Here is a 22148-nt window from a genome sequence, read left to right on the forward strand (position 1 = left end):
AGGGTAGGGATATGGCAACCGTCATCGGCGTCGTCGTGCTCATCGTCGGCCTGCTGATCTCGATCGCGCTGCACGAGCTGGGGCACATGATCCCCGCCAAGCGCTTCGGCGTGCGAGTGAGCGAGTACTTCGTGGGGTTTGGGCCGCGGATCTGGTCACGGCGCGGCAAGGAGACCGAGTACGGGGTGAAGGCGATCCCGCTCGGCGGCTACGTGCGCCTGGTGGGCATGATCCCGCCGGCCGATGCCGTGAAGCCCGTGCGTGGCACCGGCTGGGCCTCTCGCCTCATCGAGGACTCCCGCGAGGCCGCCGTCGAGGAGATTCAACCGGGCGAGGACCACCGCGCCTTCTATCACCTTTCCTGGTGGCGCAAGGTGATCGTCATGATGGGCGGCCCGCTCGTCAACCTGGTGCTCGCCGTCCTGCTGTTCACCGGCGTGCTGTTCTTCGTCGGCAGCCCCACCGCGACCCTCACCGTGGACGCGGTGGTGCCGTGCGTGCCCGCCGAGGGTACGGTGGAGTGCGCCGCGGACGACCCGGCCTCGCCGGCCGCCGAGGCCGGCCTCATGGCCGGCGACACCCTCACGGCCGTCGATGGCCAGAGCGTCGACAGCTGGGAGCAGGCAACGGGACTCATCGCGGCATCGGCCGGACAGACGATCCCGGTCGACATCGTGCGCGATGGCGAGCCCATGACGCTCGCCGTCACTCCCGCCCAGCGCGAGCGTGCCGTGGTCGACGACGCGGGCGAGCCGGTGCTCGCCGAGGACGGCACGCCCGTCACCGAGACGGTCGGGTACATGGGCATGTACTCCGAGGTCGAGGTGCAGCGTCAGCCCCTAACCGCGGGCGCCGTGCTGACCTGGGATTACCTGGGCCAGACGGTTCACGTGGTCGCGACCCTGCCCGAGCAGCTGTGGCACACCGCACGCGCGGCCTTCGGCTACGAGGACCGCGACGCGAACTCGGTCATCGGGGTCGTCGGCGTGGGCCAGGTGGCAGGAGAGATCGCCTCGGCGGACGTCGACGGGTACACGTTCACTCAGCGCATTGGCGACATGCTGATGCTGCTCGGGGGACTGAATCTGGCCCTGTTTGTGTTCAACATGATCCCGCTGGTTCCGCTCGACGGCGGCCACGTCGCCTCGGCGCTGTGGCAGGGCGTCAAGAACGGAGCCGCACGGGTGAGGGGACTGGCGACGCCGGCCCCCGTGGACGTGGCGCGCATGATGCCGCTCGCGTACGGGATGTTCGCGTTCCTGCTGGTCATGGGCGCGGTGCTGATCTACGCCGACATCGTCGCGCCCGTCACCGTGGCGTGAGCCGGGCATCAAGCGACAAGGAGATAATGAGACTGTGACCACTATCGGACTCGGAATGCCCGCCATGCCCGCCCCCGTCCTCGCTCCGCGGCGTAAGACCCGCAAGATCAAGGTCGGCACCACCTACGTTGGCGGAGACGCGCCCGTCTCGGTGCAGTCGATGACGACCACCAAGACCCACGACATCAATGCGACGCTGCAGCAGATCGCGGAGCTCACTGCTGCCGGCTGCGACATCGTGCGCGTGGCCTGTCCCACGCAGGACGACGCCGACGCGCTGCCCGCGATCGCCAAGAAGTCGCAGATCCCCGTGATCGCCGACATCCACTTCCAGCCCAAGTACGTGTTCGCTGCCATCGAGGCCGGGTGCGCCGCCGTGCGCGTGAACCCCGGCAACATCCGCAAGTTCGACGACCAGGTCAAGGAGATTGCCCAGGCGGCGAAGGACCACGGCACGTCGCTACGCATCGGCGTCAACGCCGGCTCGCTCGACCCGCGCCTGCTGCAGAAGTACGGCAAGGCGACGCCAGAGGCGCTCGTGGAGTCCGCCGTGTGGGAGGCGAGCCTGTTCGAGGAGCACGACTTCCACGACTTCAAGATCTCGGTCAAGCACAACGACCCCGTCGTCATGGTCGAGGCCTACAAGCAGCTGAGCGAGCGTGGCGACTGGCCGCTGCACCTCGGCGTCACCGAGGCAGGGCCCGCGTTCCAGGGCACCATCAAGTCAGCGACGGCCTTCGGTGCGCTGCTCAGCCAGGGCATCGGCGACACCATTCGCGTGTCGCTGTCCGCGCCTCCCGTCGAGGAGGTCAAGGTGGGCCTGCAGATCCTGCAGTCGCTCAACCTGCGTGAGCGCAAGCTCGAGATCGTCTCGTGCCCCTCCTGCGGACGCGCCCAGGTGGACGTGTACGAGCTCGCGGAGAAGGTCACCGCCGGCCTCGAGGGCATGGAGGTGCCGCTGCGCGTGGCCGTCATGGGCTGCGTCGTCAACGGCCCCGGCGAGGCCCGCGAGGCCGACCTGGGCGTCGCCTCCGGCAACGGCAAGGGTCAGATCTTCGTCAAGGGTGAAGTCATCAAGACCGTGCCCGAGTCGCAGATCGTCGAGACCCTGATCGAGGAGGCGATGCGCATCGCCGAGTCGATGGAGCCCGTCGAGGGCGCCTCGCCTGAGGTGGTCGCCACCTCATGACCGATTCGCTGCTCCGGCGCGCTCAGCACACGCTGACGCCGGCGCAGCGACGCGACCTCACCGCCCTCGCGCAACTGTGCGCCGCGGATCCCGTGGCCCACGTGGTGCCCCGCATGCACCTCGACGCGGCCCTGCGCTCCGGCGTGGTGCCCGGCGGGCTGTGGGTGGTGCGCAGGCGCGTGGGGCTGTCGAGAGAGATCGCGGGCCTCGTGTGGGCGGGCGCCAACCTCACCATCACCCTGGGTCCGTGGGGCGACGAGGAGTCCCAGGACGACCTGCGTGCGGACCTCGCGGCCGCGTTGGTGGGTCGGCTGAGCCGGCCAGCCGCGTTGGTGGGCGAGGCCTCGCTGATGCTCGACCTGTGGGGGCGCGTGGAGCCGTGGTGGGGTCCCGCGCGCGAGGTGCGCGAGCATCAGGTGTCGATGCGGATCGATGGGCCCGCCGCCGGGATCGCGCCGCTCGACGGGGCCGGCATGCGCCTCGAGCCCGTGCGTCTCGCCGAGCCGGACGACTACGACATGCTGCTGCCCGCATGCGTGCACATGTTTATTGGCGAGGTGGGCTACGACCCCATGCGCCACGGTCGCGCCGCCTACGAGGACCGGCTGCGCTTCCTCATCCGCGCGGGCCGGGCGTACCTACAGATGGGCGTCGTCGACGGCGTGCGCCAGGTGGTGTTCAAGGCCGAGGTGGGCGCGCTCGGGGGAGACGTCGCTCAGCTCCAGGGAGTGTGGGTCCATCCGGCACTGCGCGGACGCGGACTGGCGCGCGCTGGGCTGGTCGAGGTGATTGACCAGGTGCGTGCCCACACGGCGCCTACCGTGTCGCTGTATGTCAATGACTTCAACGACGCCGCCCTCGCCGCGTACCGCGCCGTGGGCTTCCACGAGGTCGGGGCGTTCGCGACCGTGATGTTCTAGGGCCTCCAGGGCTATCGCGCGGGCCCCCTGGTGGGCTAGTTTTCCCCCGTGAGCGCCCTTGCGCAGCCCACGGGCGGGCCGCTGCGGCCACCGGCCATCGACATCGCGATCGCCGCGTGCTTTGTCGCGCTCACGGTCGCAGAGGCGCTCTCCGCGCACGACGACAGGAGCGCGTGGCGGCTGGGGATTGCGCTCGTCGGTGTCGGCGCCCTCGCATGGCGGCGACGAGCCCCGATCCTCGTCGCCGCGATCCTGGTCGGGGCCGATCTGCTGTCGAACCCCGAGGGCCGGTTTTCCACCGTTCTCGCGCTCGTGACCGCGTCCTACACCGTGGGCTTCGAGTCGCCGTCGCCCCGGCGTTACGCGGGGCTCGCGCTGCTCGTGGTGCCCTTCGTGGGCGCGGCCGTCGCCCGCCCCGAGTTCGAGTTTTCCGATCTTGCCGCATCGGTGGTCTTCATCGTCGGCCCATGGATGGTGGGCCTGGCGACGGCGGTGAGGGCTGAGCGCGCGGCCACCGCGATCGCGCACGCCGACCGTGTCCAGCGTGAGCAGGCACAGCGAGAGGCCGATGCGGTCGCGGATGAGCGTGCCCGCATCGCGCGAGAGCTCCACGACGTGGTGGCGCACTCGCTCACGGTCGTCACGATTCAGCTTCAGGCCGTCCGGCGCCGGCTGGGCGAGGACAACCGTGACGAGGCGAGGGATCTGAGCGCCGCAGAGGCGGTCACGCGCGAGGCGATGGGGGAGATGAGGCGCCTGCTAGGAGTCTTGCGCGGCGGCGGCGGGGGCGACCTCGCCCCACAGCCGGGGCTGGACGAGCTGCCGCGCCTGATCGCGCGCCTCGGCAGCCCCGGGACACCCGTCACCCTCACCGTGGCCGGGCAGCCCGTGGCGTTGTCCCCTGGCATGGACCTCGCGGTGTTCCGCGTCGCGCAGGAGGCCCTGACCAACGCGACCAGGCACGCCCACGCGAGCCGCATCGACGTCGAGGTGAGGTGGGACGGTGGGCGCGTCACCGTGACCGTGAGCGATGACGGCAGGGGGCTTGGAGACACGGCGAGCGCCGGCGGCCACGGGCTGGTCGGAATGCGCGAGCGCGTGGCTTTGTATGACGGGACGCTCCAGATCGGCGACCGCCCCGGCGGCGGTGTCACGGTAAGCGCGACCTTCCCGGTCGAGGAGGCGGCATGAGCGAGCAGACGGTCCGCGTGGTGATCGCGGACGACCAGGGGATGGTGCGGGCGGGGCTCGGCTCTCTCCTCAGCGCAGAGCCGGGCATCGAGGTGGTGGGTGAGGCTGGCGACGGCGAGGCCGCCATCGCGGCCGTGCGGCGCGAACGCCCCGACGTGGTGCTGATGGACATCCGGATGCCCGTGCTCGACGGCATCGAGGCGACGCGGCGGATCATCGAACACGGAGGGCGCACGCGTGTGCTGGTGCTCACCACCTTCGATCTCGACGAGTACGTCTTTGCCGCGCTCCAGGCGGGGGCCTCGGGGTTCATGCTGAAAGACGCCCCGGCAGAGGAGCTCTCCGCGGCAATTCGCGTGGTCGCGGCGGGTGAGGCGCTACTCGCGCCGCGGATCACCGCTCGCGTCATCGACGCCTTCGTGACACGTGCCGCACTGCCCCGTCCCGCGGCGGGAAGGGAGCTCGAGCGCCTGACCGCGCGCGAACTCGAGGTGCTGCAGCTGGTGTCCACCGGCCTGTCCAACGCCCAGATCGCCGCCGCGCTGGTGGTGTCGGAGGCCACCGTCAAGACGCACGTGTCGAATCTGCTCGCCAAGCTGGGCCTCAAGGATCGCGTCCACGCCGTGATCTACGCGTACGAGCACGGCGTCGTCGCCCCCGGAGAGGGAGCGTTTCCTCCCCAGGGCTGAGGGCCGTCTCCATCCCGAGGGCGAGGCGAATTTCAGGCGCTCGGGCGATCCCTTCGACGCGCGCAGTCGCGACGCTGGTGGTGTCCGCTCCACTCGAAGGGAAACACCACATGTCCACGTCCACCACCCAGCCACGCGACCTCGTCGCGGCCTCACCCGCGCCGCTCGCGGTGCGGATGCGCCGCTGGGCGCTGATCGCCATGCCCGTCGCTGCCGGCGTGCTGTGCACCATCGCCACCCTCGCCGACCCCGCGCCGGGCGTCACCGGCCCCGAACTCAACGAGGCGTACACCGACGGCATGGCCGCCCTGCAGATCAAGTCCTTCGCGTTCCACTGGGGCTACGCGCTATGGGTGCTGCCGGCGCTGCTGCTGGCAAGGAGCGTGACCGGCCGTGGTCGCGCCATCGCCAACATCGCCGCGGTGCTCGGGCTGTTCGCCCTCGCCACCATGCCCGGCATGCTCATGGTCGACTGGATCCAGTCCGCGATCGGCCAGCTCTACGGGCCCGAGGCGATCGACGAGGTCTTCACGCTCGTGACGGAGCAGGCATGGGCGTTCCCCCTGCTTCAGATCCCCGCGATGCTGGGCCTGTTCCTCGCGCTCCCGCTCGCGATGGTGGCGCTGTGGCGCGCCGGTCGCGCCCGGTGGTGGGCCCCGACCGCCGCCCTCGCCGCGTTCCTTGCGTTCATGCTCTCCGGCGCGACCTGGCCCGGCACGGTGGCCGCGACCGCCGGTCTCGCGATCGTCGGTGTGGCGCTGGAGCGGGCCACCCGGCACGAGGCGAGCGCCTAGCCTCGCCGCCGCGCGCCGCCCGTCGGAGACCCGGCGGGCGGCGTCGTGCTCGCGCGGTGAGTCTCGGGGCACGAAGGCGCCGGCCGCCGCCAGTAGTCTTGACCCCATGCTTCGCATGTCCACGCTCTTCCTGCGCACGCTGCGCGAGAACCCCTCCGACGCCGAGGTTGCGTCGCACCAGCTGCTGGTCCGCGCCGGCTACATCCGCCGCGCCGCGCCCGGCATCTACACCTGGCTGCCGCTCGGCCTCAAGGTCCTCGCCAAGGTCGAGAAGATCGTGCGCGAGGAGATGGACGCCGCGGGCGGCCAAGAGGTCCACTTCCCGGCGCTCTTGCCGCGCGAGCCCTACGAGGCCACGGGACGCTGGGATGAGTACGGCCCCAACCTGTTCCGCCTGAAGGACCGCAAGCAGGGCGACTACCTCCTCGCGCCCACGCACGAGGAGATGTTCACGCTGCTCGTCAAGGACCTGTACTCGTCGTACAAGGACCTGCCTCTCACCATCTACCAAATCCAGACCAAGTACCGTGACGAGGCGCGTCCGCGCGCCGGACTGCTGCGCGGGCGTGAATTCATCATGAAGGACTCGTACTCGTTCGACATCGACGACGAGGGCCTCGACGCCTCCTACGCCGCGCAGCGCGCCGCCTACATCCGCATCTTCGAGCGCCTGGGCCTCGAGTACGTCATCGTGCAGGCGCAGTCGGGCGCGATGGGTGGCTCCAAGTCGGAGGAGTTCCTGTCGCCCACCGAGGTGGGCGAGGACACCTTCGTACGCTCGCCCGGCGGCTACTCCGCAAACGTCGAGGCCGTCACGACGCCGGTGCCCGAGGCGATCGACTGGGCGGATGCGCCCGCGGCGCACGTCGAGGACACCCCCGACACCCCGACCATCGAGACCCTCGTCGCCGCGGCCAACGCCGCGCATCCGCGCGAGGACCGCCCCTGGACGGCCGCGGACACCCTCAAGAACGTCGTCCTTGCGGCGACCAACCCCGCCGGCGAGCGCGGCCTGCTCGTGGTCGGCGTGCCCGGCGACCGCGACGTCGACCTCACGCGCCTGGAGGCGGCGCTTGCGCCCGCCACCGTCGAGGCGGCCAACGAGGACGACCTCAAGGCCCATCCCGAGCTCGTCAAGGGCTACATCGGCCCCGGCGCGCTGGGCCCGCAGGCCCGGCCCGAGGGAGTGGAGCTCGACGCCGAGGATGACACCGCGATTCCGTATCTGCTGGACCCGCGTGTGGTGCCCGGCACGCGCTGGATCACCGGAGCCAACGTCCACGGCAAGCACGTGTTCGACCTCGTGGCCGGGCGCGACTTCGTGGGCGACGGCGTGATCGAGGCCGCGGACGTGCGCGCGGGCGACCCGGCCCCCGACGGCTCGGGCCCCCTCGAGCTGGCGCGCGGCGTCGAGATCGGCCACATCTTCCAGTTGGGCCGCAAGTACGCCGAGGCGCTCGACCTCAAGGTGCTCGACGTCAACGGCAAGCAGCAGGTCGTCACGATGGGCTCGTACGGCATCGGCGTCACGCGCGCCGTCGCGCTGCTCGCGGAGAACAACCACGACGAGCTCGGCCTCGTGTGGCCCATCCAGGTCGCCCCGTTCCACGTCCAGGTGGTCGCGACGGGCAAGGACCAGTCGGTGTTCGACGCGGCGCAGCAGCTCGCCGACGGGCTCGACGCGGCCGGCGTCGAGGTCCTCTACGACGACCGGCCCAAGGTCTCGCCCGGCGTGAAGTTCAAGGACGCAGAGTTGCTGGGCGCCCCCTACATCCTGGTCGTCGGCCGTGGCCTCGCGGACGGCGAGGTCGAGCTCAAGACTCGTACGACCGGTACCAGCGAGAATGTGCCGGTGGCCGATGCCGTGGCTGAGATTTCGCGCCGCGTCGCCGAGGCTCTGGGCGCTTAACCCTCGTCCGCGGTGATCCCCGGCAGCGCCGGGATCACCGCGTCGTGGGTGCTCGGGTCGGCGTAGGCCGCAGCCTGCGCGTAGGCGTCGAACGCCGCCGAGAGGATCCACGGCCATTCGACCTGTTCCGCCTCGCCGAGCATCGCCGCGTACCGGTCGCCCAGCGTGGTCTCGGCCGCCTGCGCCGCGGCGATCCGACCGGCGGAATCCTCGAGCCCCGCGTTGTCGACCACGTACACCGCCGCGCGCCTGTCCTCGACGCCGGGCAGGGCCGCGAGGGCATCGGCGCGCGCGGCCTGGAGGTCACGCCTGGCCAGCCACTGCTCTCGCTCCTCGTCGGCGGCCTTCGCGGCCAGGACCTCGTAGAGATAGCGGGCGCGGTCGTGTTCCTCGACAAGCGTGGCGATGGCCTCGGCGTCGAGCGAGGTGGCGTCCGGGACGGGCGCGACGGTATTGGTGGTGGCCGAGCTGAACATGCGTTCCACCACGACCGGAGTCTCCGGGTCGGTGAACGCCTTCTCGGCCCACCCGGCATACCAGCCCATGAGGTCGTGCGACAGCGCGGTGGAGGCGAGCAGCAGCGCGAGGTCCTCGTCGGTCGTCTCCATCGCGTCGGCGATCGCGCCGTCGCGGGCGGCGACAACGGCATCGGCCGGTGCCGGCACGGCGGCGGGAGACGGCGAGGCCGACGGCGTGGCGTCGGGGTAGGCGACGTAGACGCCGCCGAGCGCGTCCAGGCGCTCGGGCGCGGCCGCGCCCTCGTAGGCGACGAGCACCTCGTCGGAGGCCGTGCCGTCGGGAGAAGCGAGCGCATCGATGACGGACTGTTCGCGTTCGGCCGCCGCGTCGCGCGTGAGCGTGACGGCGTCGGGGGAGGGCCACGTGGGCTCGGGGGTCTCGAGGCGCCACGAGCAGCCGGCGAGCGACGCGGTGGCGAGGGCCGCGGCGCCGGTCCAGGCGGCGGCACGGGTCGCGATCATGGCCGCCATCATTCCACGCGACACGGGTAAGATGTCTCCGACCGAACTTCAGCAACGGAACGCGTGTCGCACGCGTGGGGAGGCGATGCCATGGACATCTCTGACAGGATTGCCGACCTCGCAGGGCCGGCAGCTGAGACCGCTGGTCTCGTGCTCGACACCGTGACGGTGTCGCCCGCCGGCAAGCGTTCGCGTGTCACCGTGACGGTCGATCTCCCCGAGACCGAGGTGGGCTCGGCCGATCTGGACCGCGTGGCGGAGGCCTCGCGCGCCATCGGCGCCGCCCTCGACGAGGCCGACGTGCCGTCGACCCCTTACGTTCTCGAGGTCTCGACCCCCGGCACGGACCGCCCCCTCACCGAGCGCCGCCACTTCCTGCGCGCCCGCACGCGCCTGGTCGAGCTGGTGCTCGCCGACGGCTCCCTCACGGGCCGCCTCACGGACGTCGACGGGGACACCCTCGTGCTCGACGTCGACGGCGAGCGCCGCGAGGTCGCCCTGGGTGACGTGACGCGAGGACAGATCGTCGTCGAGCTGAAGCGCCTGGACTAGACCGCACGACCGCAAGACGAGCAGTAGGAGAAGACATGGATATCGACATGCTGGCCCTCAAGGGCCTCGAACGGGAGAAGGAGATCTCCCTCGACGTGCTCGTCGACGCGATCGAGCAGGCCCTGCTGTCCGCGTATCACAAGACCCCCGGCGCCTATCGGGATGCTCGCGCCCACGTGGACCGCGTGACCGGCCGCGTCGCGATCTTCGCCCGCGAGGACGCCGAGCCCGATGAGGACGGCGTGGTGGTGCGACAGCCCGAGTTCGACGACACCCCCGACGACTTTGGTCGCATCGCGACCGCGACGGCGCGCCAGATCATCATGCAGCGCATGCGCCAGGTGGGCGACGACGCGGTGCTCGGCACCTACGCCGACAAGGCCGGCCACCTCGTGTCCGGCATCATCCAGCAGGCGGCAGACCCGCGCGCCGTGCACGTCGACATCGGCGACGTCGAGGCCGTGCTGCCCCAGCACGAGCAGGTGCCCACCGAGACCTACCCGCACGGCGAGCGCATCCGCGGCTACGTCCTCGACGTGTCGCGCGGCAGCAAGGGCCCGTCGATCACGCTGTCGCGCACGCACCCCAATCTGGTGCGTCGACTGTTCGAGATGGAGGTGCCGGAGATCGCCGACGGCACCGTCGAGATCATGTCGCTTGCCCGCGAGGCCGGCCACCGCACCAAGATGGCCGTGCGTGCGACCGTTCCCGGCGTGAATCCCAAGGGCGCGTGCATCGGCCCCATGGGCTCGCGTGTGCGTGCGGTGATGAGCGAACTGCGCGGCGAGAAGATCGACATCGTGGACTGGGACGAGGACCCCGCCACGTTTGTCGGCAACGCCCTCAGCCCCTCGCGCGTGGTCTCGGTCGAGGTCGTCGACGAGGAGGCGCGCGCCGCGCGTGTGGTGGTGCCCGACTTCCATCTGTCGCTCGCGATCGGCAAGGAGGGCCAGAACGCCCGCCTCGCCGCCCGCCTCACCGGGTGGCGTATCGACATCCGTTCCGACGAGGCCCCCGACACCCCCGCCGCGCGCCGCGCCGCAGGGGAGTGACGGCGCGCTCGCCGGGCGCGCTAGACTGTCAAGGCCGAGAAGACATGTCCGCCGACGTCGCGGTGCCCGTGCCAGGCTCATCCGAGCCAGTGCGCACGTGTATTGGATGCCGCGACAAGGACGCTCGGTCGGCCCTGATGCGGCTGGTCCTTGACGGCGATCGCGTGATCGTCGATGAGGCCGCCACCAGGCCGGGCAGGGGAGCGTGGCTGCACCCTCACCCGGACTGCCTGGCACTTGCGATACGAAGGAAGGCCTTCGGACGAGCCCTGCGCTCACCCGGAGCCGACCCGAGTGCGGTCGCGGTGCCGGACCGCAACGGGACCGTGCTCTAGCCCACCATTGAAGACAAGGGATGAAACCCCATGGCTGTCCGATGAGTAACTCGAGATGAGCATCCACCCTTAAACGTGGTTCGACCCTGCCTCGGTCGAACCGAGACAGGAGAATTGTGGCTAAGCCCCGCGTTCACGAGATCGCGAAGGAGCTCGGAGTTCCGAGCAAGGAATTGATTGCCAAGCTCAACGAGCTCGGCGAATACGTCAAGGGACCGTCGTCGACCCTGGAGGCCCCCGTCATCCGCAAGGCCCGCGAGGCCTTCCCCGGTGGCGGCTCCAAGGAGTCCACGGCCCCCGCAGCACAGGCACCGGCCAAGAAGGCCGCGCCCAAGCCCGGACCCAAGCCTGGACCGAAGGCCGCCCCCGCGGCCGAGGCGGCCCCCGCCGAGCCCGAGGCCCAGACGCCCGCGCCCAAGCCCGCCGCGAAGCCTGCTACGAAGCCTGCTGCGAAGCCCGCGGCCGAGGCCCCCGAGGCATCGGCCCCCAAGCCCGGTGCGCCGAGCCCCGCCGACATGCCCAAGCCCCGCCCCCGTCCGGGCGGTAACAACCCGTTCTCGGAGCGCTCGGCCGGACCGCGTCCGCGCCCGCGTCCCGGCGGCAACAACCCCTTCCAGACCAGCCGTCCCGGGCCCCGTCCCGGCGGCGGTCGCCCGGGTGCGCCCGGCGGCCAGGGTGGCCCCGGTGGCGCCCCCGGTCGCGGTGGCCCCCGCCCCACGCCCGGCCAGATGCCGCAGCGTGCGACGCCCGGTCTGGCCCGTCCCGGCGCCCCCGCGGGTGGCCGTGGCGGACGTCCCGGTGCCCCCGGCGCCGGCGGTCCTCAGCGTCCCGGCTTCGGCGGCGGTCCCGGCGGTCGTCCGGGCCCCGGCGGTCGCGGTCGTGGCGGCACGGCAGGTGCCTTCGGTCGTCAGGGCGGCAAGCCCGCGCGTTCGCGCAAGTCGAAGCGCGCCAAGCGGGCCGAGTACGAGCAGCAGCAGGCGCCCGCCATCGGCGGCGTCAACATTCCTCGCGGTGACGGCAGCACGCTCATTCGTCTGCGTCGCGGCGCGACCCTGACGGACTTTGCCGAGCGCATTGACGTCAACCCCGCGTCGCTCGTGACCGTCCTGTTCCACCTGGGCGAGATGGCCACGGCCACGCAGTCGCTCGACGAGGACACGTTCGAGACCCTGGGTGCCGAGCTGGGTTACAAGATCCAGATCGTCTCGCCCGAGGAGGAGGACAAGGAGCTGCTCGAGGACTTCGGGCTCGACCTTGAGGCCGAACTCGAGGCGGAGACCGACGAGGACCTCCAGCCCCGTCCCCCGGTCGTCACCGTCATGGGTCACGTCGACCACGGAAAGACGCGCCTGCTGGACTCGATCCGCAAGGCCGACGTCATCTCCGGCGAGGCCGGCGGCATTACCCAGCACATCGGTGCCTACCAGGTTCACCACGAGCACGACGGCGTCACCCGCGCCATCACGTTCATCGACACCCCGGGTCACGAGGCGTTCACCGCCATGCGTGCCCGTGGTGCCCAGGTGACCGACATCGCGATCCTCGTGGTCGCGGCCGATGACGGCGTCATGCCCCAGACGATCGAGGCGCTCAACCACGCTCAGGCGGCCAACGTGCCGATCGTGGTCGCGATCAACAAGATCGATAAGGAAGGCGCGAACCCCGACAAGATCCGTCAGCAGCTCACCGAGTACAACCTGGTCTCGGAGGAGTGGGGCGGTGACACGATGTTCGTCGAGGTCTCGGCCCGTGACGGTGTCAACATCGACGGCCTGCTGCAGGCCGTGCTGCTGACCGCGGACGCCGGCCTTGACCTGCGTGCCAACCCCGACAAGGACGCCCGCGGTGTCGCTGTCGAGGCGCACCTGGACAAGGGCCGCGGTGCGGTCGCGACGGTGCTGGTCAACTCGGGAACGCTGCGGGTGGGCGACTCGATCGTCGCCGGCACGGCCCACGGCCGTGTGCGTGCGATGTTCGACGAGCACGACAACCCCGTCGACGAGGCCACGCCGGCACGCCCGGTGCTCGTGATCGGTCTGACGTCGGTTCCCGGCGCAGGCGACACGTTCCTCGTGGCCGAGGACGACCGCACCGCCCGTCAGATCGCGGAGAAGCGCGAGGCCGCCGAGCGTGCCGCTCAGCTCGCCAAGCGCCGCAAGCGCATCTCGCTCGAGGACCTCAACAAGGCGCTCGAAGAGGGCAAGATCGACACCCTCAACCTCATCATCAAGGGTGACGTGTCCGGTGCCGTCGAGGCACTCGAGGACGCGCTGCTCCAGATCGATGTGGGCGACGAGGTCGACCTGCGCATCATCCACCGCGGTGTGGGTGCCGTCACGCAGAACGACGTCAACCTGGCCACGGTCGACAACGCGATCATCCTGGGCTTCAACGTCCGTCCGGCCGAGCGGGTCCAGGACCTCGCCGACCGCGAGGGCGTCGACATGCGCTTCTACTCGGTCATCTACCGTGCCATCGAGGACGTCGAGGCGTCGCTCAAGGGCATGCTGAAGCCCGAGTTCGAGGAGAAGCAGGTCGGCGCGGCGGAGATCCAGGAGATCTTCCGCTCGTCGAAGTTCGGCAACATCGCCGGATGTCTGGTGCGCAGCGGCAAGATTGTCCGCAACGCCAAGGCACGTGTGGTGCGCGAGGGCGTCGTCATCGGCGAGCCCACCATCGACACCCTGCGTCGCTTCAAGGATGACGCCACCGAGGTCCGCGAGGGCTTCGAGTGCGGTATCGGCCTGGGCAAGTTCAACGACATCCAGGTCGGTGACATCATCGAGACGTTCGAGATGGTCGAGATCCCGAGGGACTAATGGTCGACAACGCACGTGCGATGAGGGTCGCGGGCACCATCAAGAAGGTGGTGGCCCGCGCCCTCGAGACCGAGATCAAGGACCCCCGCCTGGGGTTCGTCACCGTGACCGATGTGCGCGTCACCGGCGACCTCCAGCAGGCGTCCGTGTTTTACACCGTGTATGGCGGGGACGAGGAGCGTGCGGCCACGGCCGCCGCCCTCGGCTCGGCGAAGGGACGCCTGCGTACCCTCGTGGGCCGCGAGCTGGGCATCCGGCTCACCCCGTCGCTCGAGTTCCACCTCGACGCCGTCCCCGAGACGGCGGCGACGCTCGACAAGGCGTTGCACGAGGCTCACCAGCGTGACGAGGAGCTGCGCCGCCTGCGCGAGAACGCCTCGTACGCGGGCGACGAGGACCCCTACCGTCGCAAGGACGAGGATGGCGAAGACGCCTAAAGCCGAGCCAGCCCCCGGGCTGGTCTTGGTGGATAAGCCCGCGGGCTGGACATCGCACGACGTCGTCGGGCGTATGCGCCGGCTCGCGGGCACCCGCAAGGTGGGCCACGCCGGCACCCTTGATCCGATGGCCACGGGCCTGCTCGTGATCGGTATCGGCAAGGCCACCAAGCTGCTCACCTACGTGGTGGGCCACGACAAGGTCTACGAGGCCACCATCCGGCTGGGCCAGTCCACGGTGACGGACGACGCCGAGGGCGACGTGACCGCGACGGCCGACGCCAGCGGCGTCACCGACGCCAAGATGGCCGATGCCGTGGCGGGGTTGACGGGTGACATTCAGCAGGTGCCCAGTTCCGTCAGCGCCATCAAGATCGACGGGCAGCGTGCCTACAAGCGCGTGCGCGACGGTGAGGACGTCGCGCTTCCCGCGCGCCCGGTCACGGTGCACGACTTCGAGGTCCTCGCGGTGCGCCGCGAGGGCGAGACGATTGACCTCGACGTGCGCGTCGACGTGTCCTCGGGCACCTACGTGCGCGCGCTCGCCCGCGACCTGGGAGCGGCGCTGGGAGTCGGCGGCCATCTGACGGCCCTCAGGCGCACCAGCGTGGGCGACCTCGAGGTCAAGGACGCGATGACGCTCGACCAGCTGGGTGCCATGGTGGACGCCGGGGGAGAGGTGCCCCGCCTGCCGCTGGGTGCGGCCGCCGCGGACATCCTGCCCGTGCGCGCGCTCACGGAGCGCGAGGTCGCGACCCTCGGCTTTGGTCAGTGGCTCGACGCGGACACGGATTTGGCCTACGACGGGCCTTTGGCGGCGCTCGATGCCGCCGGCGACCTCGTCGCGATCGTCGAGCGCAAGGGCGACAAGCTCAAGCCGCAGATCGTCTTCCGCACGGCCTCCGCTGGGGCATGATGGGCGCCATGCAGATCTGGCGCTCGCTCGACGACGTCCCCGGCGATCTGGGCCCCACGGCCGTCACCATCGGCAACTTTGACGGTGTCCACCGGGGCCACCAGGCCGTGCTGTCGCAGATGGTCGCGGACGCCCGCGCGCGCGGCGAGCGCGCGGTGGCGATGACCTTCGACCCGCACCCCAAGACAGTGCACGACCCCGAGCACCCTCCTGTGCTCATCACCGGTCTCGACGACAAGCTCGACTTCATGGCCGCGACCGGCCTGGACGGCACCATCGTGGTGCCGTACACGCTGGACTTCGCGCAGCAGACGCCCGAGGAGTTCGTGCTCGCATGGCTCGTCGAGGGCCTCCATGCCACATCGGTGGTGGTGGGCCAGGACACGAAGTTCGGACGCGGCAACGCGGGCGACGTGACCACCCTGCGCGAGCTCGGTGTGCGCTACGGGTTTGACGTCCACGTCATCGACGACGCGTGTGCGCTGTCGGAATCCGGCCGGCGTTGGTCGTCGACGTGGGTGCGCGAGCTTCTCGACGACGGCAAGCTCGTCGAGGCCGCCGACGTCCTGGGCCGTCCGCACCGTCTGCGGGGCACCGTGGTCGACGGCGACAAGCTGGGCCGCACCATCGGCTTCCCGACCGCAAACCTGGAGGTCAGCGGCGGCATGATCCCTCGTCACGGCGTCTATGCGGGGTGGCTGACGGTGCTGAGGCCCGGCGACGGCGCGGGTGCCACCCAGGTCGCCGACCGCCTTCCCACCGCCATCAGCATCGGCTACAACTACACCGTTGGCGTCGAGGAACTGCGCGTCGAGGGTTTCGTCATCGACTCATCGGGCCTGGATCTCTACGGTGCCGAGGTCGCCCTCGATCTGGCCCAGTGGCGCCGGCCCATGCTTGACTTCGGATCGCTCGAGGCTCTGATCGCCGCGCTCGACGAGGACGTCGCCTGGTGTCGCGGCGTGTTACAACTCGATTAAAACCAGGCCATTCGCGGTTGTGTGCGGCTATGGTCGTGTGATGGATGCACAACCCGCGGCTGTCGAGGGTGGTCCCCTCGTCGTCCTTGAGCAGGTCAACAAGCACTTCGGCGAGCTTCACGTTCTCCAGGACATCAACCTCACGGTGAACCGGGGCGAGGTCGTCATCGTGATCGGCCCGTCGGGCTCCGGCAAGTCCACGCTGTGCCGTTCGATCAATCGCCTCGAGACCATCGACGACGGAACGATCACGATCGACGGTGAGGAGCTGCCGGCCGAGGGCAGGCCGCTGGCGCGACTGCGCGCGGACGTCGGCATGGTGTTCCAGTCGTTCAACCTGTTCGCGCACAAGACCATCCTCGAGAACGTGACGCTCGGCCCCATCAAGGTGCGCGGCACCTCGAAGGCCCAGGCACGCTCCGAGGCGATGACGCTCCTGGAGCGCGTGGGCGTCGCTAACCAGGCCGACAAGTACCCCGCGCAGTTGTCCGGCGGACAGCAGCAGCGTGTCGCCATCGCGCGGTCTCTCGCGATGAAGCCCAAGGTGATGCTCTTCGACGAGCCCACCTCGGCCCTCGACCCCGAGATGATCAACGAGGTCCTGGACGTCATGGCCGACCTTGCCAAGGACGGCATGACCATGATCGTCGTGACCCACGAGATGGGTTTCGCGCGCAAGGCCGCCAACCGTGTGGTGTTCATGGCCGACGGCGCCATCGTCGAGCAGGCCACCCCGGAGGAGTTCTTCACGAACCCGCAATCGGATCGCGCGAAGGACTTCTTGTCAAAGATCTTGACGCACTAGCGGCGTCGGGCCTCGGGAGACCCCTGGGGCTGGGTAGCAAGGGAGGAACGGATGTTCACGAAGACGAAGGTGGCCGCGCTGGGCGCGGCCGCGGTGATCGCGCTGAGCGCGTGTAGTTCTGATGATCCCGCCGAGGAGGCGACCGGGTCGGCCGGCGGCGAGGCGCCAGCAGAGTCGGGCGACTTCCCGGAGGGTTCGACCATGGCGGCGCTCGCCGAGGCCGGCTCGATCACCATCGGTACAAAGTTCGACCAGCCCCTCTTTGGTCTGGTGGGCCCCGACGGCGTTCCTGTGGGTTTCGACGTCGAGATCGGCAAGATGATCGCCGCCGAGCTTGGCATCGACGAGTCGGGCATCGAGTGGGTCGAGACCGTGTCCGCGAACCGCGAGCCGTACATCGAGGGTGGTCAGGTCGACATCGTGGTCGCCACCTACACGATCAACGACGAGCGCAAGGAAGTCGTCTCGTTCGCGGGCCCGTATTACAACGCCGGTCAGGCGATGATGGTCATGGCCGACAACGAGGACATCACCACCCCCGATGACCTCGCGGGCAAGAACGTGTGTTCGGTCGAAGGCTCGACGCCCGCGGCCAACATCGCGGAGAACTACCCCGACGCGAACCTGGTGCTCTTCGGTGCCTACACCGACTGCCTCGAGCCGCTGCGCAACGGCCAGGTGGACGTCGTGACGACCGACAACGTCATCCTCGCCGGCTACGTCGACGAGTCGGACGGCGAGTTCAAGATCGCCGGCGACCCGTTCACCGAGGAGCCCTACGGCATCGGCCTCGCGCTCGAGGACGACGACTTCCGCTCGTGGATCAACGACGTCCTCGAGGCGTCCTTCGAGGACGGCCGCTGGATGGAGGCGTGGAACGCGACGGCAGGCACCGTGCTGCCCGAGCCGGAGCTGCCCACCGTCGACCGCTACGAGAACTAGCCCGCTGTGGTGCCCCGGCCGCGACCGGCCGGGGCGCCACGGTTGGCCGCCGTCCTCTTCACAGGAAGTCACACATGTCAGCTTTGATCGACAACTTTGATCTGTTCGCACGCGCGTTCGGCGTCACGCTGTGGGTGTCGCTCGCCTCTGGGATTCTCGCGTTTGTCTGGGGGCTGTTGCTCGCGGCATTTCGCGTTTCACCCGTGGGGCCGCTGCGCACCTTTGGTGCCGCGTACGTCAATGTGGTGCGCAACACTCCGCTGACGCTCATGTTTGTCTTCCTCGTCTCCGCGGCGCCGTCGCTTCTGGGACTCACGGTGCCCCTGGGCCAGCCGATGGCGATCCTCGCGCTCACGTTGTACACCGCGACCTTTGTCTGTGAGGCGATCCGCTCGGGCATTAACTCCGTGGGCGTGGGGCAGGCGGAGGCCGCGCGCAGCGTGGGTCTCACGTTTGTCCAGACGCTCTCGCACGTGGTGCTACCGCAGGCGTTTCGCTCCGTGCTGCCGCCCATGATTAATGTCTACATCGCACACATCAAGAACTCCTCCGTCGCCGCGGGCTTCGCCGTGACGGAGCTGGTGGCTATCGCGAACCGCCTGTCCAACGGCAACCCCGGCGACGTCATCGGAATCTTCGCCGGCGTGGGCCTGGGCTACCTGGTCATTACCGTCCCGCTGTCCGTCACCGCCGAGAGGCTCGAGGCACGAGTGGCGGTGGCGCGATGAGCGACAAGCAGCAGGTCCTGTATGACGTCCCCGGGCCCAAGGCAGTCCGGCGCGACAAGGTTTACACGGTGGTCTTCACCCTTGCGTTTGTCGGGCTCATCGCGGGGCTCGTCTATGGCGCCGCGCAGCGTGGCATCTTCGACGACCGCTGGAACGTGCTGTGGGCCGGGGACCGTGGCTTCACGGGCCTCGATGTGTGGCGCCGGCTGCTGTGGGACGGGCTCGTCCTCGGCACCCTCAAGGCGGTAGCTATCGCCGTGCCGGTCGTCGTGGTCCTGGCACTCGTGCTCACCATCGCGCGCCAGGCCCCCACGCGCGGGGTGCGCTGGGTGGCCTACGGATTCACGCACGTGTTCCGCGGTATTCCGGTGCTCCTCCTCATGTACTTCGGTGTCCTCGCGCTGAACCTCGATCCCCTGTGGGCCGTCGTGCTCGGGCTCGTGGTCTACAACACGGCCGTGGTCGCCGAGATCCTTCGCGCCGGAATCGCCGCGCTGCCCAAGGGTCAGAAGGAAGCGGGGCTGAGCATCGGCCTGTCGCCGCTGGCGACCATGCTGCGCATCCAGCTTCCTCAGGCCGTCCGCATCATGATGCCGGCGCTCATCAGCCAGATCGTCGTGTTGCTCAAGGACACATCGCTGGGCTTCATCATCGCGTACGTCGAGTTGCTCACCGTGACGAAGAACCTCTACAACTTCTTCGGCAACACCTCGATAGTGCCGATTGTGTTCGCGTCCGCCGTGATCTACATCACGGTGAACATGCTCGTCGCGCGCCTCGCGACGGCGATCGAGGCACGCCTACGCCGTACCTCGCCCGTCGCTGCCGCTGAGCCGGAGGCCGTGGGAGCGGCGGGACCGCACTAGACGAGCCTTCGATCACCGCATGGCCGGAGCCGGGGCCGTGTGGTGAGGCAGCTGAGGCCTCCGTGCGAAACCTTTCGCGATTTTGGGACCGCCGTGTACCCTCATGGGCCAGAGGGGACTGATGATGGCACTGAGGACTTCTACGGGCCGCTTCGTCGCGGCCATATCAGCCGCCGCGGGAGCGATGGCCCTGTCGGGCTGCGCGACCCCGGGCGAGCTTCCCGATGGCTCGACCATGGCCGCGCTCGCCGAGGCGGGCGAGATCGCCGTCGGCATCAAGTACGACCAGCCGCTGTTCGGCGAGATGGGGGCGGACGGCGTGCCCGCCGGCTTCGACGTCGAGGTGGCCAGGATCGTCGCCGATGAACTCGGCATCGACGAGGACGGCATTACCTGGGTCGAGGCCCCCTCCGGCGACCGTGAGGACCTCTTGTCCAGCGGGCGCGTGGATATGGTGGTCGCGACCTACACGATCTCGGATGAGCGCAAGGAGCGCGTGGGGTTCGCGGGACCGTACTACGTCGCGGGCCAGTCACTCATGACGCGTACCTCGGACGCCGAGATCGCCTCCGCCCTCGACCTCGACGACAAGCAGGTGTGCTCGGTCGAGGGGTCGACCGCGGCGAGCACCATCAAGCGCATGGCGCCGGATGCTGGCCTGGTGCTCTTCGACGACTACTCGGACTGCATCGACCCGCTGCGCACGGGCCAGGTGGACGTCGTCACCACGGATGACGTCATCCTCGCCGGCTATGCGGCCGATGCCCAAGGCCAGTTCCGTGTCGTGGGCGGCGCCTTCACCGCCGAGCCCTACGGCATCGGCGTCGCACTCGAGGACGACGACTTCCGCCTGTGGATCGACGACGTGCTCGAGGCGGCCATGGAGGACGGCCGCTGGCTCGCCGCCTGGAACGACACCGCCGGCGCGGTGCTGCCAGAGCCGCAGGTGCCACACCTGGACCGCTACGCCCGCGCCGCGTCGGGCGAGTAGCCGTTCACCTGTTCGCAACGGACGTGGCCCCGTGGGTAGCGGGACGGTAAACCTTCGCTGAACATCGCACGGCGGCGCGCCGCGCGCCCTTGTGGTGCGCGCCAGTCACGCGAGAGGGTCGCGCCCGTGCCCCCGATCGCTGCCCCCGCCACCACCGCGCGCGTCGCCCTGTGGGAGGGCGCCTCGGGGGTGAGCGTGTCCTCGGCACCCGTGCCGCGCTTGGCTCCTGGTGAGGTGCTCGTCGAGGTACGCCTGGCCACCGTATGCGGCTGCGTGCGCGACGCGGTGCGCGAGCGCCGCCTGGGGTCCCTGCCCACGGTGCTCGGACATGAGGGCGTGGGCACGGTCGCGGCGGTCGGCAGGGGAGCCGAGGCGGTGGGCGTCGACGGCGTGTCCCTCGCGCCCGGCATGCGCGTGGTGTGGGGGCGCGATGTGGGCTGCGGCCAGTGCACCGCGTGCGCGGCACACGCGTATGACGACTGTCCCGAGCCGCGCGAGCTGGGCCACCAGCCCATGCAGCACGACTGGATTCTCTCCGGCAGCCTCGGCACGCATCTCGTCTTGCCGCGCGGCGCCCACCTTGCGGGGGTCCCCTCGGGGGTGCCCGACGCCGTCGCCTCGCCCGCCGGTTGCGCCCTCGCCGTCGCCGCGGCGGCCGTCGACCGGGCGGGGGCGCTGGCGGGCAGGCGCGTGGTCGTCCTCGGAGCGGGCCTTGTCGGACTCGGGGCGCTTGCGATGGCGGTCGAGGCCGGGGCGGCGTCCACCACCGTGGTCGAGCCGCGCGCCAAGCGTCGGCGCCGGGCCCTGAGCTTCGGCGCGGATGCCGCGCTCGACTGCGACACCCGCGTGCCGGGCTGCGACGTCATCATCGACGCCGCCGGGGGAGCGGACACGTTCGCCCGCGTGCTCGATTCGCTCGCACCGGGCGGCACGGCCGTGGTGGCGGGCACCCGCTCGCAGGTGCCCGACGCGAGCGTGGACCTCGAGCGCCTGAGCCGCGATGGCCTGTCGCTGCTGGGACTGGGCAGGCCTGACGGGCGCCACCTCGCCCAGGCCGTTGCTTTCCTCGCGGCGACTCACGCGATGCGCCCGTGGGCGGATATTGTGTCTCAGCCGCGCGGGCTCGACGGGGTGGTCGAGGCCGTCGCCCACTCGGGCGGCAAGATCGCGCGGGTGGCGATCGCGCCGCGCGCCTAGCGCCCGCGCAATACAGGTCGCGCCGAGGGCGTCCGCGCGTGTATGCTTGATCGTCGCCGTGAAACGGCCGCGGAACCCAGTGCCCCCGGAGAACATGCCCGGGAGCTCCGCGCAACAAGACGAAGAAGGAGATGCGCCGTGCCTTTGGACGCAGCCGTCAAGAAGTCCATCATGACCGAGTACGCCACCTCGGAGGGTGACACCGGTTCGCCCGAGGTCCAGATCGCGATGCTGTCGCAGCGCATCTCCGACCTTACCGAGCACCTTAAGGAGCACAAGCACGACCACCACTCGCGTCGTGGCCTGCTGCTGCTCGTCGGTAAGCGTCGCAACCTGCTGAACTACCTTCAGCGCGTCGACATCGAGCGTTACCGCTCGCTGATTGAGCGCCTGGGCCTGCGCCGCTAAGGCTCGCCCGGTCGCGCTCGGCCCGGTCGCTCCCTCCTCACGGAGGTCGAGTGACCGGGCTTTTCGCTTTTTTGTGGCCGATGCCGTGGCGGGGCTTCGTACGAAGCCCCGCCACGGCATCGGCCC

Annotated in this window: 22 protein-coding genes; 21 read left to right on the forward strand and 1 reads right to left on the reverse strand. The window is 70.0% G+C overall.

Going from position 1 to position 22148, the window contains the following annotated elements; all coding sequences use genetic code 11:
• The first annotated feature begins 11 nt into the window (after positions 1-11).
• The 7 genes from B7K20_RS03105 (at position 12) to B7K20_RS03135 (ending at position 8014) form a co-directional block, all read left to right on the forward strand.
• The gene (locus tag B7K20_RS03105) at positions 12-1322 is read left to right on the forward strand and encodes an RIP metalloprotease (protein WP_084100228.1); all 1311 of its coding nucleotides are present in this window, start codon (positions 12-14) and stop codon (positions 1320-1322) included.
• A gap of 55 nt (positions 1323-1377) precedes the next feature.
• Positions 1378-2511: a flavodoxin-dependent (E)-4-hydroxy-3-methylbut-2-enyl-diphosphate synthase gene (ispG, locus tag B7K20_RS03110; protein WP_084100231.1), complete on the forward strand. Its 1134-nt coding sequence runs from the start codon at positions 1378-1380 to the stop codon at positions 2509-2511.
• A complete protein-coding gene (locus tag B7K20_RS03115) occupies positions 2508-3431 on the forward strand; it encodes a GNAT family N-acetyltransferase (protein ID WP_084100234.1) in 924 nt (307 codons plus the stop codon). The genes ispG and B7K20_RS03115 overlap by 4 nt, the downstream gene beginning before the upstream one ends.
• A 48-nt stretch (positions 3432-3479) precedes the next feature.
• Entirely contained in the window at positions 3480-4622 is a 1143-nt protein-coding gene (locus B7K20_RS03120; RefSeq protein ID WP_084100237.1) for a sensor histidine kinase, read from the forward strand.
• Positions 4619-5311: a response regulator transcription factor gene (locus B7K20_RS03125; protein WP_084100241.1), complete on the forward strand. Its 693-nt coding sequence runs from the start codon at positions 4619-4621 to the stop codon at positions 5309-5311. The genes B7K20_RS03120 and B7K20_RS03125 overlap by 4 nt, the downstream gene beginning before the upstream one ends.
• 110 nt (positions 5312-5421) lie before the next feature.
• Complete coding sequence (locus B7K20_RS03130; RefSeq protein ID WP_084100244.1) at positions 5422-6105, forward strand: hypothetical protein; 684 nt, start codon at positions 5422-5424, stop codon at positions 6103-6105.
• A gap of 106 nt (positions 6106-6211) precedes the next feature.
• Positions 6212-8014, forward strand: a complete 1803-nt coding sequence (locus B7K20_RS03135) for a proline--tRNA ligase (RefSeq protein ID WP_234985690.1) — start codon at positions 6212-6214, stop codon at positions 8012-8014.
• Here the strand turns inward: B7K20_RS03135 and B7K20_RS03140 are convergent.
• Positions 8011-8994 carry a hypothetical protein gene (locus B7K20_RS03140; protein ID WP_144018510.1) on the reverse strand — a complete coding sequence of 328 codons (984 nt, stop codon included), beginning with the start codon at positions 8992-8994 and terminating at the stop codon, positions 8011-8013. The genes B7K20_RS03135 and B7K20_RS03140 overlap by 4 nt on opposite strands.
• Before the next feature lie 90 nt (positions 8995-9084).
• Here B7K20_RS03140 and rimP point away from each other — a divergent pair, with 90 nt between their 5' ends.
• The 14 genes from rimP (at position 9085) to rpsO (ending at position 22022) form a co-directional block, all read left to right on the forward strand.
• Entirely contained in the window at positions 9085-9546 is a 462-nt protein-coding gene (gene rimP / locus B7K20_RS03145; protein WP_084100250.1) for a ribosome maturation factor RimP, read from the forward strand.
• Positions 9547-9581: 35 nt separating this feature from the next.
• Entirely contained in the window at positions 9582-10598 is a 1017-nt protein-coding gene (gene nusA / locus B7K20_RS03150) for a transcription termination factor NusA (RefSeq protein ID WP_084100253.1), read from the forward strand.
• Between the two features lie 44 nt (positions 10599-10642).
• Positions 10643-10933, forward strand: a complete 291-nt coding sequence (locus tag B7K20_RS03155; protein WP_084100256.1) for a YlxR family protein — start codon at positions 10643-10645, stop codon at positions 10931-10933.
• Between the two features lie 116 nt (positions 10934-11049).
• A complete protein-coding gene (infB, locus tag B7K20_RS03160) occupies positions 11050-13752 on the forward strand; it encodes a translation initiation factor IF-2 (RefSeq protein WP_084100259.1) in 2703 nt (900 codons plus the stop codon).
• The gene (gene rbfA / locus B7K20_RS03165) at positions 13752-14189 is read left to right on the forward strand and encodes a 30S ribosome-binding factor RbfA (RefSeq protein ID WP_084100262.1); all 438 of its coding nucleotides are present in this window, start codon (positions 13752-13754) and stop codon (positions 14187-14189) included. The genes infB and rbfA overlap by 1 nt, the downstream gene beginning before the upstream one ends.
• Complete coding sequence (gene truB / locus B7K20_RS03170; protein WP_084100265.1) at positions 14173-15105, forward strand: tRNA pseudouridine(55) synthase TruB; 933 nt, start codon at positions 14173-14175, stop codon at positions 15103-15105. The genes rbfA and truB overlap by 17 nt, the downstream gene beginning before the upstream one ends.
• Positions 15106-15113: 8 nt before the next feature.
• Entirely contained in the window at positions 15114-16085 is a 972-nt protein-coding gene (locus B7K20_RS03175; protein WP_084100601.1) for a bifunctional riboflavin kinase/FAD synthetase, read from the forward strand.
• Between the two features lie 40 nt (positions 16086-16125).
• Positions 16126-16890: an amino acid ABC transporter ATP-binding protein gene (locus B7K20_RS03180; RefSeq protein ID WP_084100268.1), complete on the forward strand. Its 765-nt coding sequence runs from the start codon at positions 16126-16128 to the stop codon at positions 16888-16890.
• A 51-nt stretch (positions 16891-16941) separates the two neighbouring features.
• Positions 16942-17832 carry a glutamate ABC transporter substrate-binding protein gene (locus B7K20_RS03185; RefSeq protein WP_084100271.1) on the forward strand — a complete coding sequence of 297 codons (891 nt, stop codon included), beginning with the start codon at positions 16942-16944 and terminating at the stop codon, positions 17830-17832.
• A 74-nt stretch (positions 17833-17906) separates the two neighbouring features.
• Positions 17907-18560 (forward strand): amino acid ABC transporter permease, encoded by a 654-nt coding sequence (locus B7K20_RS03190; RefSeq protein WP_084100274.1) that lies wholly within the window; start codon positions 17907-17909, stop codon positions 18558-18560.
• A complete protein-coding gene (locus tag B7K20_RS03195) occupies positions 18557-19426 on the forward strand; it encodes an amino acid ABC transporter permease (RefSeq protein ID WP_084100277.1) in 870 nt (289 codons plus the stop codon). The genes B7K20_RS03190 and B7K20_RS03195 overlap by 4 nt, the downstream gene beginning before the upstream one ends.
• A 124-nt stretch (positions 19427-19550) precedes the next feature.
• On the forward strand, positions 19551-20417 hold the full coding sequence (locus B7K20_RS03200; protein ID WP_234985691.1) for a glutamate ABC transporter substrate-binding protein: 867 nt from the start codon (positions 19551-19553) through the stop codon (positions 20415-20417).
• A 126-nt stretch (positions 20418-20543) separates the two neighbouring features.
• Positions 20544-21614 (forward strand): alcohol dehydrogenase catalytic domain-containing protein, encoded by a 1071-nt coding sequence (locus B7K20_RS03205; protein ID WP_084100282.1) that lies wholly within the window; start codon positions 20544-20546, stop codon positions 21612-21614.
• Between the two features lie 138 nt (positions 21615-21752).
• Entirely contained in the window at positions 21753-22022 is a 270-nt protein-coding gene (rpsO, locus tag B7K20_RS03210; protein ID WP_084100285.1) for a 30S ribosomal protein S15, read from the forward strand.
• Positions 22023-22148 lie beyond the last annotated feature (126 nt).

Origin of the sequence: Demequina sp. NBRC 110051, from assembly GCF_002090055.1 — a bacterium.
GTDB lineage: Bacteria > Actinomycetota > Actinomycetes > Actinomycetales > Demequinaceae > Demequina.